This window comes from Amycolatopsis sp. lyj-90, from assembly GCF_046549035.1.
In the GTDB taxonomy this organism is placed as follows: Bacteria; Actinomycetota; Actinomycetes; order Mycobacteriales; family Pseudonocardiaceae; genus Amycolatopsis.
This window is the reverse complement of the sequence record NZ_JAJPWP010000018.1, coordinates 76,505-95,051: the sequence shown is the minus strand read 5'-3', so window position 1 is coordinate 95,051 and position 18,547 is coordinate 76,505. Positions and strand designations below refer to the sequence as shown.

The window sequence follows — 18,547 nt, the reverse complement described above, 5'->3', positions numbered from 1 at the left end:
TCACAAGACTACCGGTTACTCCGTTCGAGTGAACTTCGAAAACCGGGATAACGGAGTGCAGCTTGTTTTCCGGAGATTCGGACTTGTTGGCAACCCGTCTTCTGGACGGGTGAAAGTGTTACTCGCGGGTAACGCACTCTCCGTAGAACGTGGGTCAATCCCGGCCCTCTGACCGGCGCTTCTTCCGGCTCTGGCAGGCTGAACCCCATGGCTGAGCTTGGGACTCTGGTGCTGCTGCGTCACGGGCAGAGCACGTGGAACGCCGAAAACCTGTTCACCGGCTGGGTGGACGTGCCGCTGTCGGAGCAGGGCGAGCAGGAGGCGCGTAAGGGCGGGCAGTTGCTCGCCGAGTCCGGTCTGCTGCCGGACGTCGTCCACACCTCGCTGATGCGCCGGGCGATCTCGACCGCCAACCTGGCGCTCGACGCCGCCGACCGGCACTGGATCCCGGTGAAGCGCGACTGGCGCCTCAACGAGCGGCACTACGGCGCGTTGCAGGGCAAGAACAAGAAGCAGACGCTCGACGAGTTCGGCGAGGAGCAGTTCATGCTCTGGCGCCGCTCGTACGACACCCCGCCGCCCCCGATCGACCCGGCCGACGAGTTCAGCCAGGCGGGCGACGCGCGCTACGCCGACCTCGGCGACGCCGCCCCGCTGACCGAATGCCTCAAGGACGTCGTCGCGCGGCTGCTGCCGTACTGGGAGTCCGCGATCGTGCCGGACCTCCGCGCGGGCAAGACCGTGCTGGTCGCCGCGCACGGCAACTCGCTGCGCGCGCTGGTGAAGCACCTCGACGGCATCTCCGACGACGCCATCGCCGGGCTCAACATCCCGACCGGCATCCCGCTGCGCTACGACCTGACGGACGACCTCAAGCCGGTCACCGCCGGCGGGACCTACCTGGACCCCGACGCCGCCAAGGAAGCCGCGGCCGCCGTGGCGAACCAGGGCCGCTAGTTCCTCCTCGCGTTTCGTCCTCTGGTTGCGGTAGTTCGCTCTCGAACCACCGCGACCAGAGGACGAATTGCGTCAGGGGAGAGGCTGGACCGTCTCGATACCGGCGGCCTTCCAGCCCTCGGGCAGGTTCTGGAGGCGCAGGACGACCGGCAGGTACTTCTTGGTCGCCTGGCCCGACGCGTCCGTGACGGTCGTCGTCGCGTAGAGCAGCACGCTCGCCTTGTCGTCCACGAGCTCCATGACCGCCGCGGCCGCGTTCGGATCCATCGCCGACTTCGTGCCCGCGGACCGGAGCCGGGCGATCTGCGCCGCCTTGTCCTTCTGGAAGCCCGTCAGCAGCTGTCCGGTCGAGACGGACTCGTAGCGGGCGTAGCTGCCCTCGGGGTCGGCCGGGTCCAAGCTCAGCAGGGCCTCCGCGGCCCTCAGAGCGCCGTCACGGGCGGAATCCCGCACCCTCGCGATCGCCCGGTCGCCCGCGCCCGGTTTCTCCGGCGCGACCGGCGACCCGGCCGGGTTCACCTTGATCTCGCCGATGCGCCAGCGTTCGCCCTCGCGCACCGTCGCGAGCAGCACCGAAGCGATGCCCTTGCTCGTGGCCCCGGCCCTGGTACTGCTCTGGTCGAGCACGGCCAGCACCCGCGCCTTGTCCGGCGTCTGCTCGACGGCGGCCGAGACGATCACCCGTGTGACCAGTTTGATCGGTTCCGCCGAGTTCCGGACCTCGGCGAACAGCTTCGCCAGCTCGTCGCGCGCGCTCGGCGTCAGGTTCTCGTTCGCCGCTTTTTCGTAGGCGGGCAGGGCGGCACTGTCGTAGGAGAACACCGTTTCGGTGGCCGTTTTCACCGCCGTCAGCACCGATGCCGTCCGCGTCGGATCGACGAGCGCGAGGTTCGAAGGCGGGCTTTCCGGTTCGGGCCGGGCGGTGCCGGAGACCGCGGTGGTGCAGCCCGCGAGCGCGAGCAGTACGGCGAACCCGGCCCAGCGCCTCACAGCAGGCCTAGCTCCCGTGCCCGCGCGTCGACCTGGAGCCGCGACGTCACGCCGAGCGCGACCAGCAGTTCCGAGACGCGCCGCTGATAGGTGCGCACGCCCATGCCGAGGCTCTTCGCTGCTTTTTCGTCCTTGCAGCCGGTGGTCAGGAACTCGAGGATCTGCGGTGCCTCCATCCGGATGTCGGCGAACCGCGCGTCGAACGTCTCCAGGGTCGCGGCCGCCTGCCAGGCGGTTTCGAACAGCGACAGGATGCCCTGAACCAGCTCCGGGCGCGAGATGACGCTGTACGAGCGCACCGCCTTGCCCTCGTCACCGGCCATGATCGCGACCCGCTGGTCGAGCAGGATGGTCTCGTTGATCTCCTCGGTGCCGATCCGGATCTGCGCGCCGAGACCGGAAAGGTGATGCAGATGCTGGGCGGTCTGCTCGTTCAGCAGGACGCCGGGGCGGTACAGCTTCCGGATCCGCTTGTCGTGCACCAGCCGTTCGCCCTGCCGCGTGAGCGACGGCCGGGAAAGTGCCCAGGTGTAGAGGTCATCGGCCGCGCACGCGATGTCGGTCGCCGCGACGAACAGATGAGCCGTCCGGTCGAACAGCTCTTCTTCTCCGCGAATAAGGGAGATGTCACTGACGAGTTCCACGGCGACAGTCTTCCAACATTCCCCGGCCGCCGTGCGGGAACGTCGCTATTTGCCCACGCGCGGCGAAGAACGCTGCCCGGATAGTCAAGACGAAAGTAGGGATCCGGGCGTCCGGCGCCGCAGATGTCCCCACTTCGGGTGACCCGCCTCACCCAGGAGATCTCGGCCAGGGGTCGGCCACGTGAACGGCGTCTGACCTGCAGGCGAACAGGGTGTCCCCAGGTGTCATAGGCATCACGAGTACGCGGCCGGGACTAGGCCAAAAGGCTACCCGCACGCTTACGATTCCCCTGTGACCACGCCTGTTGCACTCGCCCTGGCCGTCGGCGGACTGATCGTCGGTGTGGTCGTCGGCTTCCTGATCGCGAGGGGCCGCGCCCGCCGCGAAGAGCGTCGCCCGACCGGACCCACCGTGGCCGAACTGCTGGAACGCCTCGTGCGCTCCAGCAACAACGGCGTCGTCGTCCTCAACAAGTTCGGTGACATGGTCCTGCACAACCCGCGGGCCTACGAGCTGGGCCTGGTGAAGGTCAACCAGGCCGATCCGCGGGCCCGCAAGGCCGCCGAGCAGGTGGTCGAGACCGACGACCCGATGGAGATCGACCTGTCCCCGCTGGAGGCGAGGGGCCGCCAGCCCGAAGCCGTCCTCGGCGAGGTCCGTCCGCTGGGCGACGGGTTCACCGTGGTCGAGGCCGTCGATCACTCCGAGGCGATCCGCCTCGAAGCGGTCCGGCGGGACTTCGTCGCGAACGTCAGCCACGAACTGAAGACGCCGGTGGGTGCGATCGCGCTGCTCACCGAGGCCGTCCTCGACGCCGCGGAGGACACGGAAGAGGTCCGCCGCTTCGGCGGCAAGATCCTCCGCGAGTCGACCAGGCTCGGCCAGCTCGTCACCGAGCTGATCGCGCTCTCGCGGCTGCAGGGCGCCGAACGGCTGCCCGACCTGAACGTCGTCGAGGTCGACGCCGTCGTCCGCGAGGCGCTCGGCCGGACCACGCTGTCGGCGGAGTCCGCCGAGATCACCATCACCACCGACTCGGCCAGCGGGCTGCTGATCGAAGGTGACCGCACGCTGATGGTCACCGCGCTGTCGAATCTGCTGGAGAACGCCGTCGCGTACTCGCCGGCGGGCAGCCCGGTGTCGATCAGCAGGCGGCTGGTCGACGGGAAGGTCGAGATCGCGGTGACCGACCGCGGCATCGGGATCGCCGAGGACGAGCAGCAGCGCGTTTTCGAGCGGTTCTTCCGGTCGGACAAGGCGCGCTCGCGGTCGACCGGCGGCACCGGGCTGGGGCTGGCGATCGTCAAGCACGTGGCCGCCAACCACGGCGGTTCGGTCGGCCTCTGGAGCCGTCCGGGCACCGGGTCGACGTTCACCCTGCGGATCCCCGCGCACATCGGTGCCGAACCGGCCGCGGCCGCAAAACAGGCTCCGCCGGCATCCCGGCCGGAGAAGACCCCCGAGCGGACACCCCGTCTCGTGGCAACAGGGCAAGAAAGCCCCGACCATGGAGGAAACCTGTGACGAGGGTTCTCATCGTCGAGGACGAAGAGTCGTTCGCCGACCCGCTCGCGTTCTTGCTCCGCAAAGAGGGCTTCACCGCCGCCGTCGCCGTGACGGGGCAGCAGGCACTCGAGGAGTTCGACCGCAACGGTGCCGACATCGTGCTCCTCGACCTCATGCTCCCCGGTATGAGCGGCACCGACGTCTGCAAGCAGCTCAGGCAGCGTTCCGCGGTGCCCGTGATCATGGTGACCGCGCGCGACAGCGAGATCGACAAGGTCGTCGGGCTGGAACTCGGCGCCGACGACTACGTCACCAAGCCGTACTCGGCCCGCGAGCTCATCGCGCGGGTCCGGGCGGTGCTGCGGCGTGGCGGTGAGCCGGGCTCGGAAGGCGACCTCGCGCCCCTCGTGCTGACCGCCGGGCCGGTGCGCATGGACGTCGAGCGGCATGTGGTGACCGTCGACGGCCAGGAGGTCTCCTTGCCGCTGAAGGAGTTCGACCTGCTCGAGTACCTGCTGCGCAACGTGGGCCGCGTGCTCACCCGCGGGCAGCTGATCGACCGGGTGTGGGGCGCGGACTACGTCGGCGACACGAAGACGCTCGACGTCCACGTGAAGCGCCTGCGGTCGAAGATCGAACCGGACCCGGGATCGCCCCGGCACCTGGTCACGGTGCGTGGTCTGGGCTACAAGTTCGAGACGTGAGCCGCTCGGTACCCGCCTGTTGCGATACAGATCACGGTTACGGTTTCGTGACCTGACGTGCGGGCGGGTACCGTAGACGCTCGTGCGCCTAGGGGTACTCGACGTCGGTTCCAACACCGTCCACCTGCTCGTGGTCGACGCCCACCGTGGCGCCCACCCGACCCCGATGCATTCCGAAAAGGCCGTCCTGCGGCTCGCCGAGCAGATCACCCGCAACGGGGACCTGAGCCGCGCGGGCGCGGACAGCCTCGTGCGGGCGGTCGAATCCGCGAAGGCGGCGGCCCTCCGGCTCGGTTGCGAAGACGTCATGGCGTTCGCGACCTCCGCCGTCCGCGAGGCCAAGAACGCCCCGAAGGTACTGGCGAAGGTCCAAGAAGAGACCGGCGTCGAGTTGAAGGTGCTTTCCGGGGTCGACGAGTCCCGGCTCACCTTCCTCGCCGTCCGCCGCTGGTTCGGCTGGTCGGCGGGCAAGTTGCTGGTGCTCGACATCGGCGGCGGCTCGCTGGAGGTCGCGATGGGCCGCGACGAGGAACCCGAGCTGGCCGAATCCCTCCCGCTGGGCGCGGGCCGGACCACCCGGACGCGGTTCCAGCACGACCCGCCGACCCGCTCCGAGCTCATCGCGACTTCGGCGTGGCTCGAAGAACAACTCGCCCCGCTCGCGAAGAAGGTCGCCAAATTGGGTGAACCCGATCGTGTCGTGGCGACGTCGAAGACGTTCCGGTCACTCGCCCGGCTGACCGGAGCGGCGCCGTCGACCAGCGGGCCACATGTGCGCCGTACCCTGACCGACACCGCGTTGCGCCAGCTCATCGCGTTCATCTCCCGGATGACCGCCCATGACCTGGCACAACTCGAAGGGGTCAGCGCGAGCAGGTCGCATCAGCTGGTGGCGGGAGCGCTCGTCGCACAAGCCACCATGCGGGCGCTTTCCCTGGAAGAACTGGAGATCTGTCCGTGGGCACTGCGAGAAGGTGTCATCCTGCGACGGCTGGACCATTCGAACGGTGCGGACGAGACTGTGGGCGGCAGCGCCCGACTGGACTTCGTCGAAGGAGAACGGGCACGGTGAAGAGGTGACGGAAATGCGGATGACGGTGGATAGCGCGCGCGACGCCGCCGATGCCCCGTCGCGTGCCGGTTCACAACGGCTGGAGCGCGCATTGGACAGCACGGTATGACGGACGAGACAGAGAGCGGCCCGCCGCAGAAGACCGTGGCGGAGCTGCTCGCGCAGCACGGAGCCCAGCCCGAAGGCGGGCGCCGCAGGCGACGCCGCGCGGCCGACGACGAGGACGAGGCTCCCGAGCCGCCGCGCGGCCGGCGCGAGCCCTCGGTGAGCGACACGGCGCCGCAGGCGATCATCGACAGGGTGTCCGGCGACACCCCGCCGCCGCCTTCGCGCCCGCCGCGCCGTTCGCGACCCCAAGCTCCGCCTGATGGATTCTCGGCGGAAAAAAGTACCTCGAACCCCGGCGCGCGTCCGGTGCCTCCGCCGCAGCAGGACTCCGCGCCGCTGCCGGTGCCGCCGAACGTCGCGTCCACCCCGACCCGGCAGACGCCGCCGGTGCGACCGCCGCAGGAGCAGAGCGGCTATCAGCAGCGTCCGCCGCAGCCGCCTCAGCAGTCGGGCCAGTTCGTGCGGCCTGCCCCGCCGCAGGAGCAGAGCGGTTACCAGCAGCGTCCGCCGCAGCCGCCTCAGCAGTCGGGCCAGTTCGTGCGGCCGACCCCGCCGCAGGAACAGTCCGGCTATCAGCAGCGCCCGCCGGATTCCGAGGGCCTGCCCCCGCGAGGCCGTCCGCGGCCCGCGGGCCCGGAGGAGACCCGTGGCGCCGTGCCGCCGGTCCGCCGTCGCCCCGAGCCCCCCGCCGGACCGCCGTCCGCCGGACTTTCGGCGAGACTCGACGGCGGGGCCGACGCTCCGCCCGAAGACGTCCAGGACCCGCCCGGCCCGATGGCCAGTGGCGCGTTCGCGACCCCGCCCGCCCAGCCGGCGCGGCGCCGTCGTCCGCCCGCTCGTCCCGCCCAGCCCAAGGCCGAGCCGAGCACCGAGCAGTTCGCCGCGGTCGGCGACGACACCGCGCCCGAAGCCGAGGCGCCCGTGGAGCCCGCGGCTCCGCCCGCCGGTCTCGCGGGCTGGCGCAAGCGCAGGCAGAAGGTGCAGTCCGAGGACACCGAGATCGGCGGGATCCCGCCCGTGCAGCCCCCGGTCGCACCCCTCGAACCGGACGCCGACCCCGAACCGGACCCGTTCGACGCCGGCCCGCCGACCCAGGCTTCGTCCCACCAGCCCCACCCCGCGCCGATGCCGTTCGTGCCGCCGCATTCGCTCGACGACCGCGAGCGGCAGGACAACCTCGACGAGTACGAACGCGAGTTCGCCGACCCGGCGTACCCCGACGGTGGCCCGGATTTCGGCCGCGAGGAGTACGGCTACCGCGCAGACGACTACGAAGACGACTACGACGAGCAGGACGCGGACGTCGTCGAAGAGGTCGAGCCCGAGGAGCCCGCCGAGAACGCCTCACCGGGGAAGCAGTGGCTGGCGCTCGCCGGTCAGCTCGCCCTCGGCGTGGTCGGCGGCGCCGGGGTCTGGCTGGGCTTCAACTGGCTGTGGGTGAACATCCCCGCCGCCGCGCTGGTCGCCGCGTTGCTGGTGATCGTCGCGCTGGTGTGGATCGTCCGCAAGATCCGCCGGGCGGAAGATCTGCAGACCACGGTGCTCGCGGTGCTGGTCGGACTGGTGGTGACGGTCTCACCGGCCGCACTCCTGCTGGTCGCGCGTTAGCCGGTGCCAGGGCGCCTTAGGCTCTCCCCGTGAGTGCTCTCGGGGACTCGCGCCCTGGCAGCGAGATCGCGAAGGGCGCGACAAATATTCCAGTAGGCGTATCCACCGCGTCCGTTTGGCCGTTGAAGGCGGGCGTGGCCTTCGAGATGGCCGCGGACCTCGGCTACGACGGCGTCGAAGTGATGATCTGGGCCGACCCGGTCAGCCAGGACGTCTCCGCGCTGCGCCGATGGTCGCGCCGCACCGGGGTGCCGGTGCTGTCGATCCACTCGCCGTCGCTGCTGATCACCCAGCGCGTGTGGTCGCCGGATCCCGAGGTGCGCCTGCGGATGTCCGTGGACGCGGCACTGGAACTGGGCGCGCGCACGGTCGTGGTGCATCCGCCGTTCCGGTGGCAGCGCCGCTACGGCGACGCCTTCGGGGACCTCGTCGACGAACTCGAAGAAGAGAGCGGCATCGAGATCGCCGTCGAGAACATGTTCAAGGTCCGCCCGCCCGGTGGGTCGCGGACCTCGCGCGTGTCGGCCTTCCGGCCGTCGATCGACCCTACGGACGTAGGGTTTCGCCACTACACGCTCGACCTGTCCCATACAGCGGCAGCCGGAATGGACGCCCTCGCGCTCGCCGAACGAATGGGAAAGGGGCTCACGCACGTCCATCTGGCGGACGGCACCGGCCTCCCGAAGGACGAGCACCTGGTGCCCGGACGCGGGATCGAACCCTGCGCCGAACTACTCGAAAAGCTCGTGAACAGCGATTTCGCCGGACAGATCGTTCTGGAGATCAACACCCGCCGGTCGCCGAGCGCGGCCCAGCGGTCGCGAGACCTCGCGGAGTCACTCTTGTTCGCGAGGTTTCACCTCGGTCAGTGACAAAGATCGTCTCCAGGTGCGGAGATTCATTCCTGCCTGCGCCCAAGGCGCTGCTACACGTAAAGTTCCGACCGTGAACCAGCTGCGCTTGTTGATCTCCCGCACCCCGATGGATCGGCTCGTGGCCTGGGTCAGTGCTCGGTGAACGCGGCAGACGAAACGGGCACCTCCTTCGACGCGGCATGCGCGACTCGATCACTGGGTGACGGCACGTTCACGGCGGTACTGCGCACCGAATGGTCGATCGGCGGCCATCCGCACGGCGGCTTCCTGATGGCGCTGATGGCGCGAACCGCCCTCTCGCTCCTCCACGAACGCGGCGAACCGCCATCCGAGCCGCTGGCGATCAGCGCGGAGTTCCTGCACCCCCCGGCGGTGGGTCCGGTGCTGCTGCGTACCGACGTCCGGAAGGTCGGAAGGCGCGCCTCGGTCGTCGCGGTCCTGCTGGAGCAGCGGGGCCGCAGTTGCGTCGAGGCCAGGGTGACCACCGGGCGGCTGCCGATGCGGCGTCCGGAGTGGACCGACGTCCCGGCCATGCCCGCCGAGCCGCCGCCCGGCGCGGTGCCCATGACCGGTGAGACGTCCGAAGGCATGTTCAACCTGGCGAAGGGCTGCGAAGTCCGGCTGGATCCGGCGAGCGTCGGCTACCTGCACGGCCGGATCGGCGACCCGCCCAAGATCCGCCTGTGGGTCCGGCCGCGGCACGGTCTGCCGGACCCCTACTTCGCCTTGCTCGCGGGTGACGTGAACCCGCCGGTGGTCTACAACCTCGGCCGCGTCGGCTGGGCGCCGACCGTGCAGCTGACCGCGTTGCTGCGCACCCGTCCGGCGCCGGGCTGGCTGCGGGTGATCGTGCAGGCCCAGTCGGTGCACGAGGCCTGGTTCGATTCGGACGCCGTCGTGGTGGACTCGCAGGGCAGGCTGGTCTGCCAGTCGCGTCAGCTGGCGCTTGCCCCGGCGCCCGGAGGCTGACGGCGGTTTGGCACGCTGAACCGCCATGAGCGAGCCTGCGAGCGAATCATCGGCACAGTGTCCGCTCATGCGACGCGAAGTGACCCAGTACGAGGAGTAGGCATGAGTGTGATCGCGGTTCTGGGTGCCGGGAAGATCGGGGAGGCCCTGCTCTCGGGCCTGCTGCACGGCGGGCACAGCCCCGCTGACCTGCTGTTCACCGAGCGGTATCCGGCGCGCGCGGCCGAGCTGACCGAGCGCTACGGCGTGCACGGGGTCACCGTCGCCGACGCCGCGCGCCGTGCCGACGTGCTGGTCGTCGCGGTCAAACCGCAGGACATCGACCCGGTGCTGGCCGAGCTCGCGCCGCTGCTCGGCGAGGAGTCGCTGGTGGTCTCGCTGTGCGCGGGCCTGCCGACCGCCCTGTACGAGCGCAGGCTGGCCGAGGGCGTCCCGGTGGTGCGGGTCATGCCGAACACCCCGATGCTCGTCGGAGAGGCGATGAGCGCGGTCTCCGCAGGCGCGCACGCGACCGCCGAGCACGTCGCGGTGGTGAAGGAGCTGCTCTCCCACGTCGGGCAGGTCGTCGAGGTGCCGGAGTCGCAGCAGGACGCCGTCACGGCGCTTTCGGGATCCGGGCCGGCGTACTTCTTCTACCTGGTCGAGGCCATGATCGACGCCGGGATCCTGCTCGGCCTTCCCCGTGCGCTCGCCGGGCAGCTGATCATCCAGTCGGCGGTCGGGGCGGCGAAGATGCTCGCGGAGTCCGACGAGCACCCGGTGCTGCTGCGCGAGGCCGTCACTTCGCCCGCCGGAACGACCATCAACGCCATCCGGGAGCTGGAGAAGCACGGCGTCCGCGCCGCGCTGCTGGCCGCCATCGAGGCCGCGAAGGACCGCTCGACCGAGCTGGGCCGCGCCCACGAAGGCTGAAATCCGCTGGATACAGGCCCATCTCGGTGACTCGCGTCGCTTTAGCCACACGTGTCCCGCTACTCTCAGGAGAGCACGTGCGTGTCGATACCACAGGTGGGGAAGCCGCGTGGCGCGACACGTGTCGAAGGGCACGGTGATTCATGCCGTCGAACAAGAAGGATGATCTGCCCTCAGTGGGTCAGGTCCAGTTTCTGACGGTCGCCGAGGTGGCCACGCTGATGCGGGTCTCCAAGATGACCGTCTACCGACTGGTTCACTCGGGCGAGTTGCCCGCGGTGCGCGTCGGGAAGTCGTTCAGAGTGCCCGAAAAGGCCGTTCACGAATATCTGCAGGGCGCGTACTTCGACGTGGGCTGAGGCTCGCTTCGCGGAGCACAACGTGCCCGCCCGAGGGTGTCTTCCGGGGCGCGAGTACCCTGGAAGACCGCTCGTGCCTGTGCGCTCCACCCGTTGGACGCTGCGCCGGGCAGCGTGACCGACGACGAAGGAAGGAGCGCTCTCGATGGGCTCTGTGATCAAGAAGCGCCGTAAGCGCATGTCGAAGAAGAAGCACCGGAAGTTGCTGCGCCGGACGCGCGTTCAGCGTAGGAAGGCCGGCAAGTAAGACACAGCCGGTGAGTGGCCCGTCCAGTTTCTGGACGGGCCATTCCCATTTAGTGGACGGTTTCCGCCCATTCGAGTGAGACGTGGATCCCCTCTGCGAGCGTCGGGTTAATAGCATGTAAGCGCTGGCTCGACTACCCCTAATGAGCGGTAACATCTCAAGGGCAGCCGCGCGATGCTTCCCATGAGTGCGGGTTCGCGCACACTCGGTGGATCGAAGTCGTGCTCAAGGTCATCAGGACCCCGTGATCGAAGTCCGAGAACCGCCCCATAGCCGCAGGGAGTCCTATGCCGTCGAACATCGTGCTCGTGACCGGGGTCGGGGGAGACCTTGGCGGGAAGCTGCTCGCCAGACTCGGCAACAATCCGGAGTTCGAGCGGGTGATCGGCGTGGACACCACGCCCCCGCAGAAGTCGGTTCTGCAGCGCATGGGGCGCGCTGAGTACGTCCGTGCCGACATCCGCAATCCGCTGATCGCCAAGGTGATCAGCACGGCCAAGGTCGACACCGTGGTGCACGCGTCGTGCACCGCGCATCCGGCCGGTCCCGCTCGCCGCACGGCGATCAAAGAGGTCAACGTCATCGGCACGATGCGGCTGCTGGCGGCCTGCCAGCGCTCGCCGCTCGTGCGCAAGCTCGTGGTTAAGTCGACGGCCGCGGTCTACGGCGCGGGCGCGCGCTCCCAGGCCGTCTTCACCGAGGATTCCGAGCTCATCCCCACCTCCACGAGCGGCTACGCGAAGGACGCCGTCGAGATGGAGGGATACGTCCGCGGGCTCATGCGCCGCCGTCCCGACATCACGACGACGCTGTTCCGGTTCGCCAACATCATCAGCCCGGAGATCGACACCGTGCTCTCGCGCTACTTCGCGCTGCCGGTGGTCCCGACCGTCTTCGGCTACGACGCGCGGATCCAGCTGCTCCACGCCACCGACGCGCTGGCCGTCTTCGAACAGGCGACGCTGAACGACAAACCCGGCGTGTTCAATGTCGGCTCGGAAGGGGTACTCACCCTTTCACAGGCGATCCGGCGAGCCGGCCGGGTCGAACTGCCGATGCCCAGCGGTGTCGTGCCGTCGGTCGGCAAGGTCCTGCGCGGAGCCCGGGTGGTCGATTTCTCCGCCGATCAGGTCCGGTTGCTGAACTTCGGCCGCGTCGTGGACATCACGAAGCTCAAGAAGGACTTCGGCTACATCCCGCGGTGGACGACCCGCGAGGCGTTCGACGACTACATCACCGGCCGCGGGCTCCGGCCCGTGGTGGACGGTGGCAGGCTGGCCGGGTTCGCGGGCAAGGTCCTGGTGGCCGCGGCGACCGGGCAGGCGGCGCACCGGTGAGCAGGCCGCGCGAGAACACCCCCGAAAACTCTCACGAAGGCGAGGCGGAAAACGTGAGCGGCGCTGAAGCGCAGGTCATCCCGTTGCACGGCCCCGGCAGAGAGAAGCCGGACTCGGCCGCTCAGGCGGATCGGGATCTTCGCGAGTCCGAAGAGGCGCAAGAGCAGCTGAACCAGGAGCGCCGGGCCGACGCGCCCGTCGTCGAGTTCCCCGGGGCGGCGCGGGTCTCGCCCGCCCGGACCAGCCCGGTCGACGCGGACCTCCTCCCGGCCTCGCTCAGGTCGGCGCTGGGGTTCCTGCGGGACCGGCTGACCGGTGACTACACCGTCGACGAGTTCGGCTTCGACGCCGAGCTCACCGAAACCCTGCTGCTGCCGCCGCTGCGCGCGCTGTACGAGAAGTGGTTCCGCGTCGACACCTTCGGCGTCGAGAACCTGCCCGCCGACGGCGGCGCGCTGCTGGTGTCGAACCACTCCGGCACGTTGCCGCTCGACGCGCTGATGACCGCCGTCGCCGTGCACGACCACGTCCCCGGCGGCAGGCACCTGCGCGGCCTCGGCGCGGATCTGGTGTTCCAGGTCCCGCTCGTCGGCTCCTTCGCCCGCAAGTCCGGGCAGACGCTCGCCTGCAATGCCGACGCGGAACGCTTACTGCGCAAGGGAGAACTCGTCGGCGTCTGGCCGGAAGGGTTCAAGGGCATCGGGAAACCGTTCTCGTCACGCTACAAACTCCAGCGGTTCGGCCGCGGTGGTTTCGTTTCCGCCGCGCTGCGGACCGGGGTGCCGATCATTCCCGTGTCGGTCATCGGCGCGGAGGAGATCTACCCGAAGATGGGCGACATCAAGCTGCTCGCGCGGGTGCTCGGCCTGCCGTACTTCCCGGTGACGCCGTTCTTCCCGCTGCTCGGCCCGCTCGGCGCGATCCCGCTGCCGACGAAGTGGAGCATCGAGTTCGGCGAGCCCATCCGCACGGACACCTACGAAGCGGACGCCGTGGACGACCCGATGCTGGTGTTCACGCTGACCGACCAGGTGCGGGAGTCGATCCAGCAGTCGCTGTACAAACGCCTTTCGCGGCGTAAGAGCGTCTTCAAGGGCTGAGCCCGCCCCACCCACGCGTTTCGTCCTCTAGTTGCGTTTGCTCCGCCTTCCGGACGCTATGAAAGGCCCGTTACTTGCAAAATTTGCAAGTAACGGGCCTTTCATAGCACGGGGGGAGGGGTGACACCCTCCGCAACTAGAGGACTAAACGCGAGAGGCGTCAGCGGCGCCGGTAAGCCATTCCGGCCGCCACGGCGCCGGCCACGGCACCCACGCCGAGCACCGAGGGCACGCCGATCTTCGCGGCCTTCCGCCCGGTCCGGAAGTCGCGGATCTCCCAGCCGCGCGCCCGCGCGACGTCCCGAAGGCCGCCGTCCGGGTTCACCGCGACCGCGGTCCCGACGACCGACAGCATCGGGACGTCGTTCTGCGAGTCCGAATACGCGGTGCAGCGCTTGAGATTCAGCCCTTCGCGTGACGCCAGCGCCCGGACGGCGTGGGCTTTCGCGCGGCCGTGGAGCAGATCGCCGACCAGACGGCCGGTGTAGACGCCGTCCCTGGTCTCGGCGACCGTGCCCAGCGCGCCGGTGAGGCCGAGGCGCCGCGAGATGATGGCCGCGAGTTCGATCGGGGTCGCGGTGACGAGCCAGACGCGCTGCCCGGCGTCGAGGTGCATCTGCGCGAGCGCCCTGGTGCCGGACCAGATCTTGTCCGCCATCAGCTCGTCGTAGATCTCTTCGCTGATGTCGGTCAGTTCCTGCACGGTGCGACCGGCCACAAAGGACAGTGCGCGCTCGCGGTGGGTTTTGATGTCTTCCTTGTTCTCCCGGCCGCCGAGCCGGAATTTCACCTGCTGCCAGACGAATCCGGCCAGATCGGCGGAGGTGAAGAACTTGCGCGCGGCCAGGCCGCGGGCGAAGTAGAAGATCGACGCGCCCATCATCATGGTGTTGTCGACGTCGAAGAACGCGGCCGCTGTCAGGTCCGGCGGTGCGGGTGGCGCGGGCGGTTCGAGGGCTTCGGCGGACGCGGTCGCCATGGCGGCCTCGGCCGACGCTTCACCCGCCAGCTCGGCCAGCCGTTCGAGCTCTTGACTCTTATCCTTGCCCCGCCAAACTGACACGCACACCGCCTCCGGAATCCCAGGTGCCTATGCACAGCGTAGCGAGAGCTCAACCGAGTCGTACCAGGTGTGGCGCCTGCCTCATCGCCCGGCGCGTCAGCCGATGATGATCGGCGGTAACCCCGGGATGAGCGGCGGAATCGAAATCAGCGGCGGCGGGGGTGTGGTGGTCGTCGGCGGGGACGGCGTCTTCGTCTGGGTGGGCGTCGCCACCACGGGCGGCGGTGTCCCGCCGGTAGGCGGCGCGAGCGGTCCGGTCGGGGTCGCGGTGTCCACGTTCGACGTCGGCGGCACCGAGGTCGGCGACGGTGACCCGGTCGGTGCCGAGGACGGCGCGGGCGAGACCACCGGCGGCACGACGGCGTTGGGGGAGCCGGGGTCGCGGACGCAGTCACCGGCGGCCGGGAGCGCGCCCAGATCGTCGGAAGTGCCCGTGGTGATGGTGTAGCAGACCAGTCGCGAGCCGAGGTCCGTCGTGCGCGCCTGGACCTTGTCGAGCAGGACACGGGCGGCGGCGAACTTGTCGCGCGCCTCGGCGGGGGCGTTCCCGACCTGGAGGCCGAGCCGGTCGGACTGCTGCCGCGCCCACGAGCTGAGTTCGGTCAGCCTGCTCTGGCCGCCCTGATCGGTGACGACCGCCGTCAGCTGCGACACGCCCGCCCGCAGATCGGTCTCGAAATCGGCGAGACCGGTGAAGTACGCGCCGGTGGACGCGCCCTGGCGGGTCAGTTCGTCGAGTTCGCCGACGCGGTTCGTGGCGAATTCCAGATGCTTCTTCGCCTTGTCCTGCTCGTCGAAGGTGAGCCCGAGCGCGGCCGATTCACCCGCTCGTTTGATGCCGTAGAGCGGATCGCCCGGCAACGCGTCCCTGGACAGCAGGAGGGTGATGCCGCCCAGAGCGAGGAAGAGCGCGACGGCGGCCGCGGAAAGGTTGGCGATGGTGTGACCACGGCGTTTCGACGGGGCTTCGGCTTCGGCGAGGCGTCCGGCGATCTCGTCGCGGATCCGCTTCCGGGTTTCGGCGTCGGGGGCGCCACCGGCGCCGAGTTCGCGCAGGCCGCCGACGAGCGCCAGTTCCAGCTCGAATTCGTCGTCCCGGGGTGGGGTGCCGTCGACAAGGTCCGCGAAGCGGTCACCGTCCGCTCGCTCCCGTGCGAACCATCCCGGCACGCCCACGGCGAAGTCTCCATCTGCTCAGCCCGGTCCTGACACCGGTCTGGCTGGGAAAACGAGCGGGGACGCCCAAGGGTTACGGCAAGGCCCGGTCAGGAGTAAATATGGGACTTTAACGCAATCCGGTGGGCAGAAGTTGTGCCAAACGGCGTACCGCGCGGTGCTGAAGGGCCTTGATGGCGCCCTCGTTGCGCTTCATGATGGCTGCCGTCTCGGCGACCGAAAGTCCCTGCATGAACCGCAGCACGATGCACTCGCGCTGGTCTTCACCGAGTTCGGCGACGCAACGCAGCAGTTCGGCGCGGGTGGCGCGGCTGATGGCCTGCTGTTCGGGCCCCGCGACGGCCTGCACGCCGACGTTCCCGATCGGCGCACCGCTCGGCTCGGCGACCTCGTCGGTGACGACTTCGAGGCGGAACCGGCTCGACTTCACGTGGTCGAGGATGATGTTGCGCGCGATGGTGACGAACCAGGCGCCGACGTCGCGCCCCTGGTAGCTCACCGACGTGATGCGGCGCAGCGCGCGCAGGAAGGTCTCGCTGGTGACGTCCTCCGCGAGGTCCCGGTCGCCGAGGCGGAACAGGACATAGCGGTAGACGACGTCGACATAGCGGTCGTAGAGCCTGCCGAAAGCGGACGTGTCGCCGCCTTGCGCGGCAGTCACCAGTTCCCAGGCTTCGGCCTTCGCGGCCTCGGCGGCGGCGTCGGTCGTCTCGGTCTTGTCGCCGGACTTGGCCCTCGACGACGGAACCGCGGGGAAACCGCTCCGCCGGAGGATGTGGCCCGCCAGCATGGAGACGGGGTTGGGCGCGGGAAGGGTCATGGCGCACCTCCCGTTCCGGACTCCGAAGACCGGCCCGCATGTCCCACCGCCGCGTGGGCCTGCAAGATCTGCACGTCCGGACTCCCTTTCTCACCATCGAGTGATCAACACCACTCGACGACGATCAGCAGCATACGTGTAGTTACCGCGAAGTAGGTAGCGGTGCCGGGGTTACGGAACTGCGACGAAAGCGAGTGACACCCATGACGGTGGTCGAGATGACAAACTGGCAACGCCGTTCACCGAGGGAAGAGGTTCGCAGTTGAGCGCGGAGCAGGTTGCCGAAGGAAGCGTGCCCACCTTGCTCGCCGAGGCCGCCCGGCAGTGGCCCGGCAAGACCGCCGTCCACGAGACCGGCGGAGGGGTCTCGCTGACCTGGGCGGAACTCGACAGCGCCGCCCACACGCTGGCCCGCGCCCTGCTCGACGCGGGAATCGAGCGCGGCGACAGGGTGGCGTTGCGGCTGCCGACGTCGGCCGCTTTCGCCGTCTCGCTGTTCGGGGCACTCCGGGCGGGCGCGGTGGTCGTCCCGATCTCGCCGCAGGCTCCGGTGGCGGAGCTGAACGGGCTGCTGGAGCACAGCGGCGCGCGGCTCGTCCTCGAACGTGAGACGACTGAAGAGCTCCTCGACGGAGTGACGAGCCTCTCACCACCTGTTACTTCGGATGGAGCAGCCGAACCGGTCGAGGCGGCCGGGGCCGGTGAGGACATCGCGGTCATTTCGTACACCTCGGGAACGACGGGCCCGCCGCGCGGCGTGATGCTGTCGCACCGGGCGCTGCTGGCGAACCTCGATCAGCTGAGCCGGATCGTCCCGACGCCGCTCGTGCACGGCGACCGCGTGCTCATCACCATCCCGCTGTTCCACGTCTACGGACTGGGACCCGGATTGCTGCAGGTCGCCTCGGTCGGGGCGACGGCGATCCTGTCCGAGCGGTTCCTCGCCGAGCGGACGCTGGCCGACTGCGCCGAGTACCGGGTGACCTCGATCGCCGGCGTGCCCGCGATGTACGCTGAGTTCGCCGCGATGGACCCCGAAGAACTGGGCGCCGGCCTGTCCACCGTCCGGCGGATGACGTCGGGCGCGGCGCCGCTGCACCCCAAGATCCTCACCTCGCTCCGCGGCGCCACCGGATTGGACGTCTACGAGGGCTACGGCCTCACCGAATGCGCGCCCGTGGTCACCACGACGCTGGTCACCGGCTATCCGAAGCCGGGTTCGGTGGGACGGCCGCTGCCCGGTGTCGAGCTCCGGCTGGTCGACAGCGACGGCGATGCGACGCCTGTCCCGCAGGACCCGGACGAACTCGGCGACGCCTTCGACGAGGACGGCGGCACCGGCCTGGTGTCGATCCGCGGCGCGAACCTGTTCTCCGGCTACTGGCCCGACGGCTCGCACGGCCCCGACGAGGAAGGCTGGTTCCGCACCGGCGACGTCGGCTACCTCGACACCGACGGCGACCTGCACCTGGTGGACCGGGCCAACGACCTGATCATCGTCAACGGCTTCAACGTCTTCCCGCACGAGGTCGAGAACGTCATCTCGATGCTGGACGAGGTCGTCGAGGCTGGCGTCGTCGGTGTCGTCGACGAGCGGACCGGCGAAGCGGTGAAGGCCGTCGTCGTCCCCGCGCCCGGCGCTTCGCTCTCGGAGCAGCAGGTCGTCGAGCACTGCGCGGCGCACCTGGCCGGGTACAAGGTGCCGCACACCGTCGAGTTCGCGGAGTCGCTGCCGCATTCGGCCACCGGAAAATTGCGCCGCCTCCGACTGCGCTGATGGGCCCTCGGCGGAAAAGAGTGCCTCGGACCAGGTAAGGATTGACGCATGACGCACCACGTGACCGTCATGACCCGCACGGGCTGCCACCTGTGCGAGGTCGCGGAACAGGACATCGAGCGGATCTGCGGCGAGCTGGGCGTCGCCTGGTCGGCGGAGGACGTCGACAGTGACCCCGAATGGCGGGCCGAATACGGCGACCGCGTGCCGGTGATCCTGATCGACGACGCCGAGCACGGGTACTGGCGGGTCGAAGAGGACAGGCTCCGGAAGGCGCTGGCGTAACACACTCGTAAGGGCGAACGGCCGATCTTCCGGGGTA

General features: G+C 69.4%; 19 protein-coding genes. 14 read left to right on the top strand and 5 right to left on the bottom strand.

All coding sequences use genetic code 11. The features are described 5' to 3' along the window. Window positions 1-207 precede the first annotated feature (207 nt). The gene (locus ACLJPX_RS43925) at window positions 208-957 is read left to right on the top strand and encodes a phosphoglyceromutase (RefSeq protein ID WP_410606037.1); all 750 of its coding nucleotides are present in this window, start codon (window positions 208-210) and stop codon (window positions 955-957) included. Window positions 958-1,029: 72 nt separating this feature from the next. Here ACLJPX_RS43925 and ACLJPX_RS43920 read toward each other — a convergent pair whose 3' ends face one another. Both ACLJPX_RS43920 and ACLJPX_RS43915 read right to left on the bottom strand, forming a co-directional pair. Beyond that, window positions 1,030-1,947 carry a hypothetical protein gene (locus ACLJPX_RS43920; protein WP_410606036.1) on the bottom strand — a complete coding sequence of 306 codons (918 nt, stop codon included), beginning with the start codon at window positions 1,945-1,947 and terminating at the stop codon, window positions 1,030-1,032. Next, window positions 1,944-2,591 (bottom strand): LuxR family transcriptional regulator, encoded by a 648-nt coding sequence (locus ACLJPX_RS43915; RefSeq protein WP_101612003.1) that lies wholly within the window; start codon window positions 2,589-2,591, stop codon window positions 1,944-1,946. The genes ACLJPX_RS43920 and ACLJPX_RS43915 overlap by 4 nt, the downstream gene beginning before the upstream one ends. A gap of 292 nt (window positions 2,592-2,883) precedes the next feature. Between ACLJPX_RS43915 and ACLJPX_RS43910 the strand changes: the two genes are divergently transcribed. From ACLJPX_RS43910 to ACLJPX_RS43860, 11 genes are all read left to right on the top strand, one after another. Next, the gene (locus tag ACLJPX_RS43910) at window positions 2,884-4,116 is read left to right on the top strand and encodes a sensor histidine kinase (RefSeq protein WP_076164238.1); all 1,233 of its coding nucleotides are present in this window, start codon (window positions 2,884-2,886) and stop codon (window positions 4,114-4,116) included. Next, a complete protein-coding gene (locus ACLJPX_RS43905; RefSeq protein ID WP_005167072.1) occupies window positions 4,113-4,802 on the top strand; it encodes a response regulator transcription factor in 690 nt (229 codons plus the stop codon). Before ACLJPX_RS43910 ends, ACLJPX_RS43905 begins: the two co-directional genes overlap by 4 nt. 82 nt (window positions 4,803-4,884) lie before the next feature. Then, window positions 4,885-5,874: a hypothetical protein gene (locus ACLJPX_RS43900; RefSeq protein WP_410606035.1), complete on the top strand. Its 990-nt coding sequence runs from the start codon at window positions 4,885-4,887 to the stop codon at window positions 5,872-5,874. Between the two features lie 105 nt (window positions 5,875-5,979). After that, the gene (locus tag ACLJPX_RS43895) at window positions 5,980-7,590 is read left to right on the top strand and encodes a hypothetical protein (RefSeq protein WP_410606034.1); all 1,611 of its coding nucleotides are present in this window, start codon (window positions 5,980-5,982) and stop codon (window positions 7,588-7,590) included. A 146-nt stretch (window positions 7,591-7,736) separates the two neighbouring features. After that, a complete protein-coding gene (locus tag ACLJPX_RS43890; RefSeq protein WP_233223111.1) occupies window positions 7,737-8,462 on the top strand; it encodes a sugar phosphate isomerase/epimerase family protein in 726 nt (241 codons plus the stop codon). Between the two features lie 141 nt (window positions 8,463-8,603). After that, complete coding sequence (locus tag ACLJPX_RS43885; RefSeq protein ID WP_101612006.1) at window positions 8,604-9,434, top strand: thioesterase family protein; 831 nt, start codon at window positions 8,604-8,606, stop codon at window positions 9,432-9,434. Window positions 9,435-9,536: 102 nt separating this feature from the next. After that, window positions 9,537-10,346, top strand: a complete 810-nt coding sequence (proC, locus tag ACLJPX_RS43880; protein ID WP_410606033.1) for a pyrroline-5-carboxylate reductase — start codon at window positions 9,537-9,539, stop codon at window positions 10,344-10,346. Between the two features lie 143 nt (window positions 10,347-10,489). Then, window positions 10,490-10,705, top strand: a complete 216-nt coding sequence (locus ACLJPX_RS43875; protein WP_076164244.1) for a helix-turn-helix domain-containing protein — start codon at window positions 10,490-10,492, stop codon at window positions 10,703-10,705. 145 nt (window positions 10,706-10,850) lie between these two features. Further along, complete coding sequence (locus tag ACLJPX_RS43870) at window positions 10,851-10,952, top strand: 30S ribosomal protein bS22 (RefSeq protein WP_007030867.1); 102 nt, start codon at window positions 10,851-10,853, stop codon at window positions 10,950-10,952. A 287-nt stretch (window positions 10,953-11,239) separates the two neighbouring features. Further along, window positions 11,240-12,289 (top strand): NAD-dependent epimerase/dehydratase family protein, encoded by a 1,050-nt coding sequence (locus tag ACLJPX_RS43865; RefSeq protein ID WP_410606032.1) that lies wholly within the window; start codon window positions 11,240-11,242, stop codon window positions 12,287-12,289. Then, entirely contained in the window at window positions 12,286-13,389 is a 1,104-nt protein-coding gene (locus ACLJPX_RS43860) for a lysophospholipid acyltransferase family protein (RefSeq protein ID WP_410606031.1), read from the top strand. Before ACLJPX_RS43865 ends, ACLJPX_RS43860 begins: the two co-directional genes overlap by 4 nt. A gap of 160 nt (window positions 13,390-13,549) precedes the next feature. On the opposite strand, the gene ACLJPX_RS43855 is transcribed toward ACLJPX_RS43860, so the two are convergent. The 3 genes from ACLJPX_RS43855 to ACLJPX_RS43845 form a co-directional block, all read right to left on the bottom strand. Next, window positions 13,550-14,452: an HAD family hydrolase gene (locus tag ACLJPX_RS43855; RefSeq protein ID WP_410606030.1), complete on the bottom strand. Its 903-nt coding sequence runs from the start codon at window positions 14,450-14,452 to the stop codon at window positions 13,550-13,552. 96 nt (window positions 14,453-14,548) lie between these two features. After that, on the bottom strand, window positions 14,549-15,628 hold the full coding sequence (locus ACLJPX_RS43850) for a DUF5667 domain-containing protein (protein ID WP_410606029.1): 1,080 nt from the start codon (window positions 15,626-15,628) through the stop codon (window positions 14,549-14,551). A 109-nt stretch (window positions 15,629-15,737) separates the two neighbouring features. After that, window positions 15,738-16,448 carry a sigma-70 family RNA polymerase sigma factor gene (locus ACLJPX_RS43845; RefSeq protein WP_410606028.1) on the bottom strand — a complete coding sequence of 237 codons (711 nt, stop codon included), beginning with the start codon at window positions 16,446-16,448 and terminating at the stop codon, window positions 15,738-15,740. A 292-nt stretch (window positions 16,449-16,740) separates the two neighbouring features. Between ACLJPX_RS43845 and ACLJPX_RS43840 the strand changes: the two genes are divergently transcribed. Further along, window positions 16,741-18,225, top strand: a complete 1,485-nt coding sequence (locus ACLJPX_RS43840) for an AMP-binding protein (protein ID WP_410606027.1) — start codon at window positions 16,741-16,743, stop codon at window positions 18,223-18,225. Between the two features lie 48 nt (window positions 18,226-18,273). Next, a complete protein-coding gene (locus ACLJPX_RS43835) occupies window positions 18,274-18,510 on the top strand; it encodes a glutaredoxin family protein (protein WP_410606026.1) in 237 nt (78 codons plus the stop codon). Window positions 18,511-18,547 lie beyond the last annotated feature (37 nt).

Coding starts and splice junctions, on each gene's coding strand:
- ACLJPX_RS43925 (WP_410606037.1), top strand. CDS start 208: ATGGCTGAGCTTGGGACTCTGGTGCTGCTGCGTCACGGGCAGAGCACG.
- ACLJPX_RS43895 (WP_410606034.1), top strand. CDS start 5,980: ATGACGGACGAGACAGAGAGCGGCCCGCCGCAGAAGACCGTGGCGGAG.
- ACLJPX_RS43890 (WP_233223111.1), top strand. CDS start 7,737: ATGGCCGCGGACCTCGGCTACGACGGCGTCGAAGTGATGATCTGGGCC.
- proC (WP_410606033.1), top strand. CDS start 9,537: ATGAGTGTGATCGCGGTTCTGGGTGCCGGGAAGATCGGGGAGGCCCTG.
- ACLJPX_RS43875 (WP_076164244.1), top strand. CDS start 10,490: ATGCCGTCGAACAAGAAGGATGATCTGCCCTCAGTGGGTCAGGTCCAG.
- ACLJPX_RS43870 (WP_007030867.1), top strand. CDS start 10,851: ATGGGCTCTGTGATCAAGAAGCGCCGTAAGCGCATGTCGAAGAAGAAG.
- ACLJPX_RS43865 (WP_410606032.1), top strand. CDS start 11,240: ATGCCGTCGAACATCGTGCTCGTGACCGGGGTCGGGGGAGACCTTGGC.
- ACLJPX_RS43845 (WP_410606028.1), bottom strand. CDS start 16,448: ATGACCCTTCCCGCGCCCAACCCCGTCTCCATGCTGGCGGGCCACATC.
- ACLJPX_RS43835 (WP_410606026.1), top strand. CDS start 18,274: ATGACGCACCACGTGACCGTCATGACCCGCACGGGCTGCCACCTGTGC.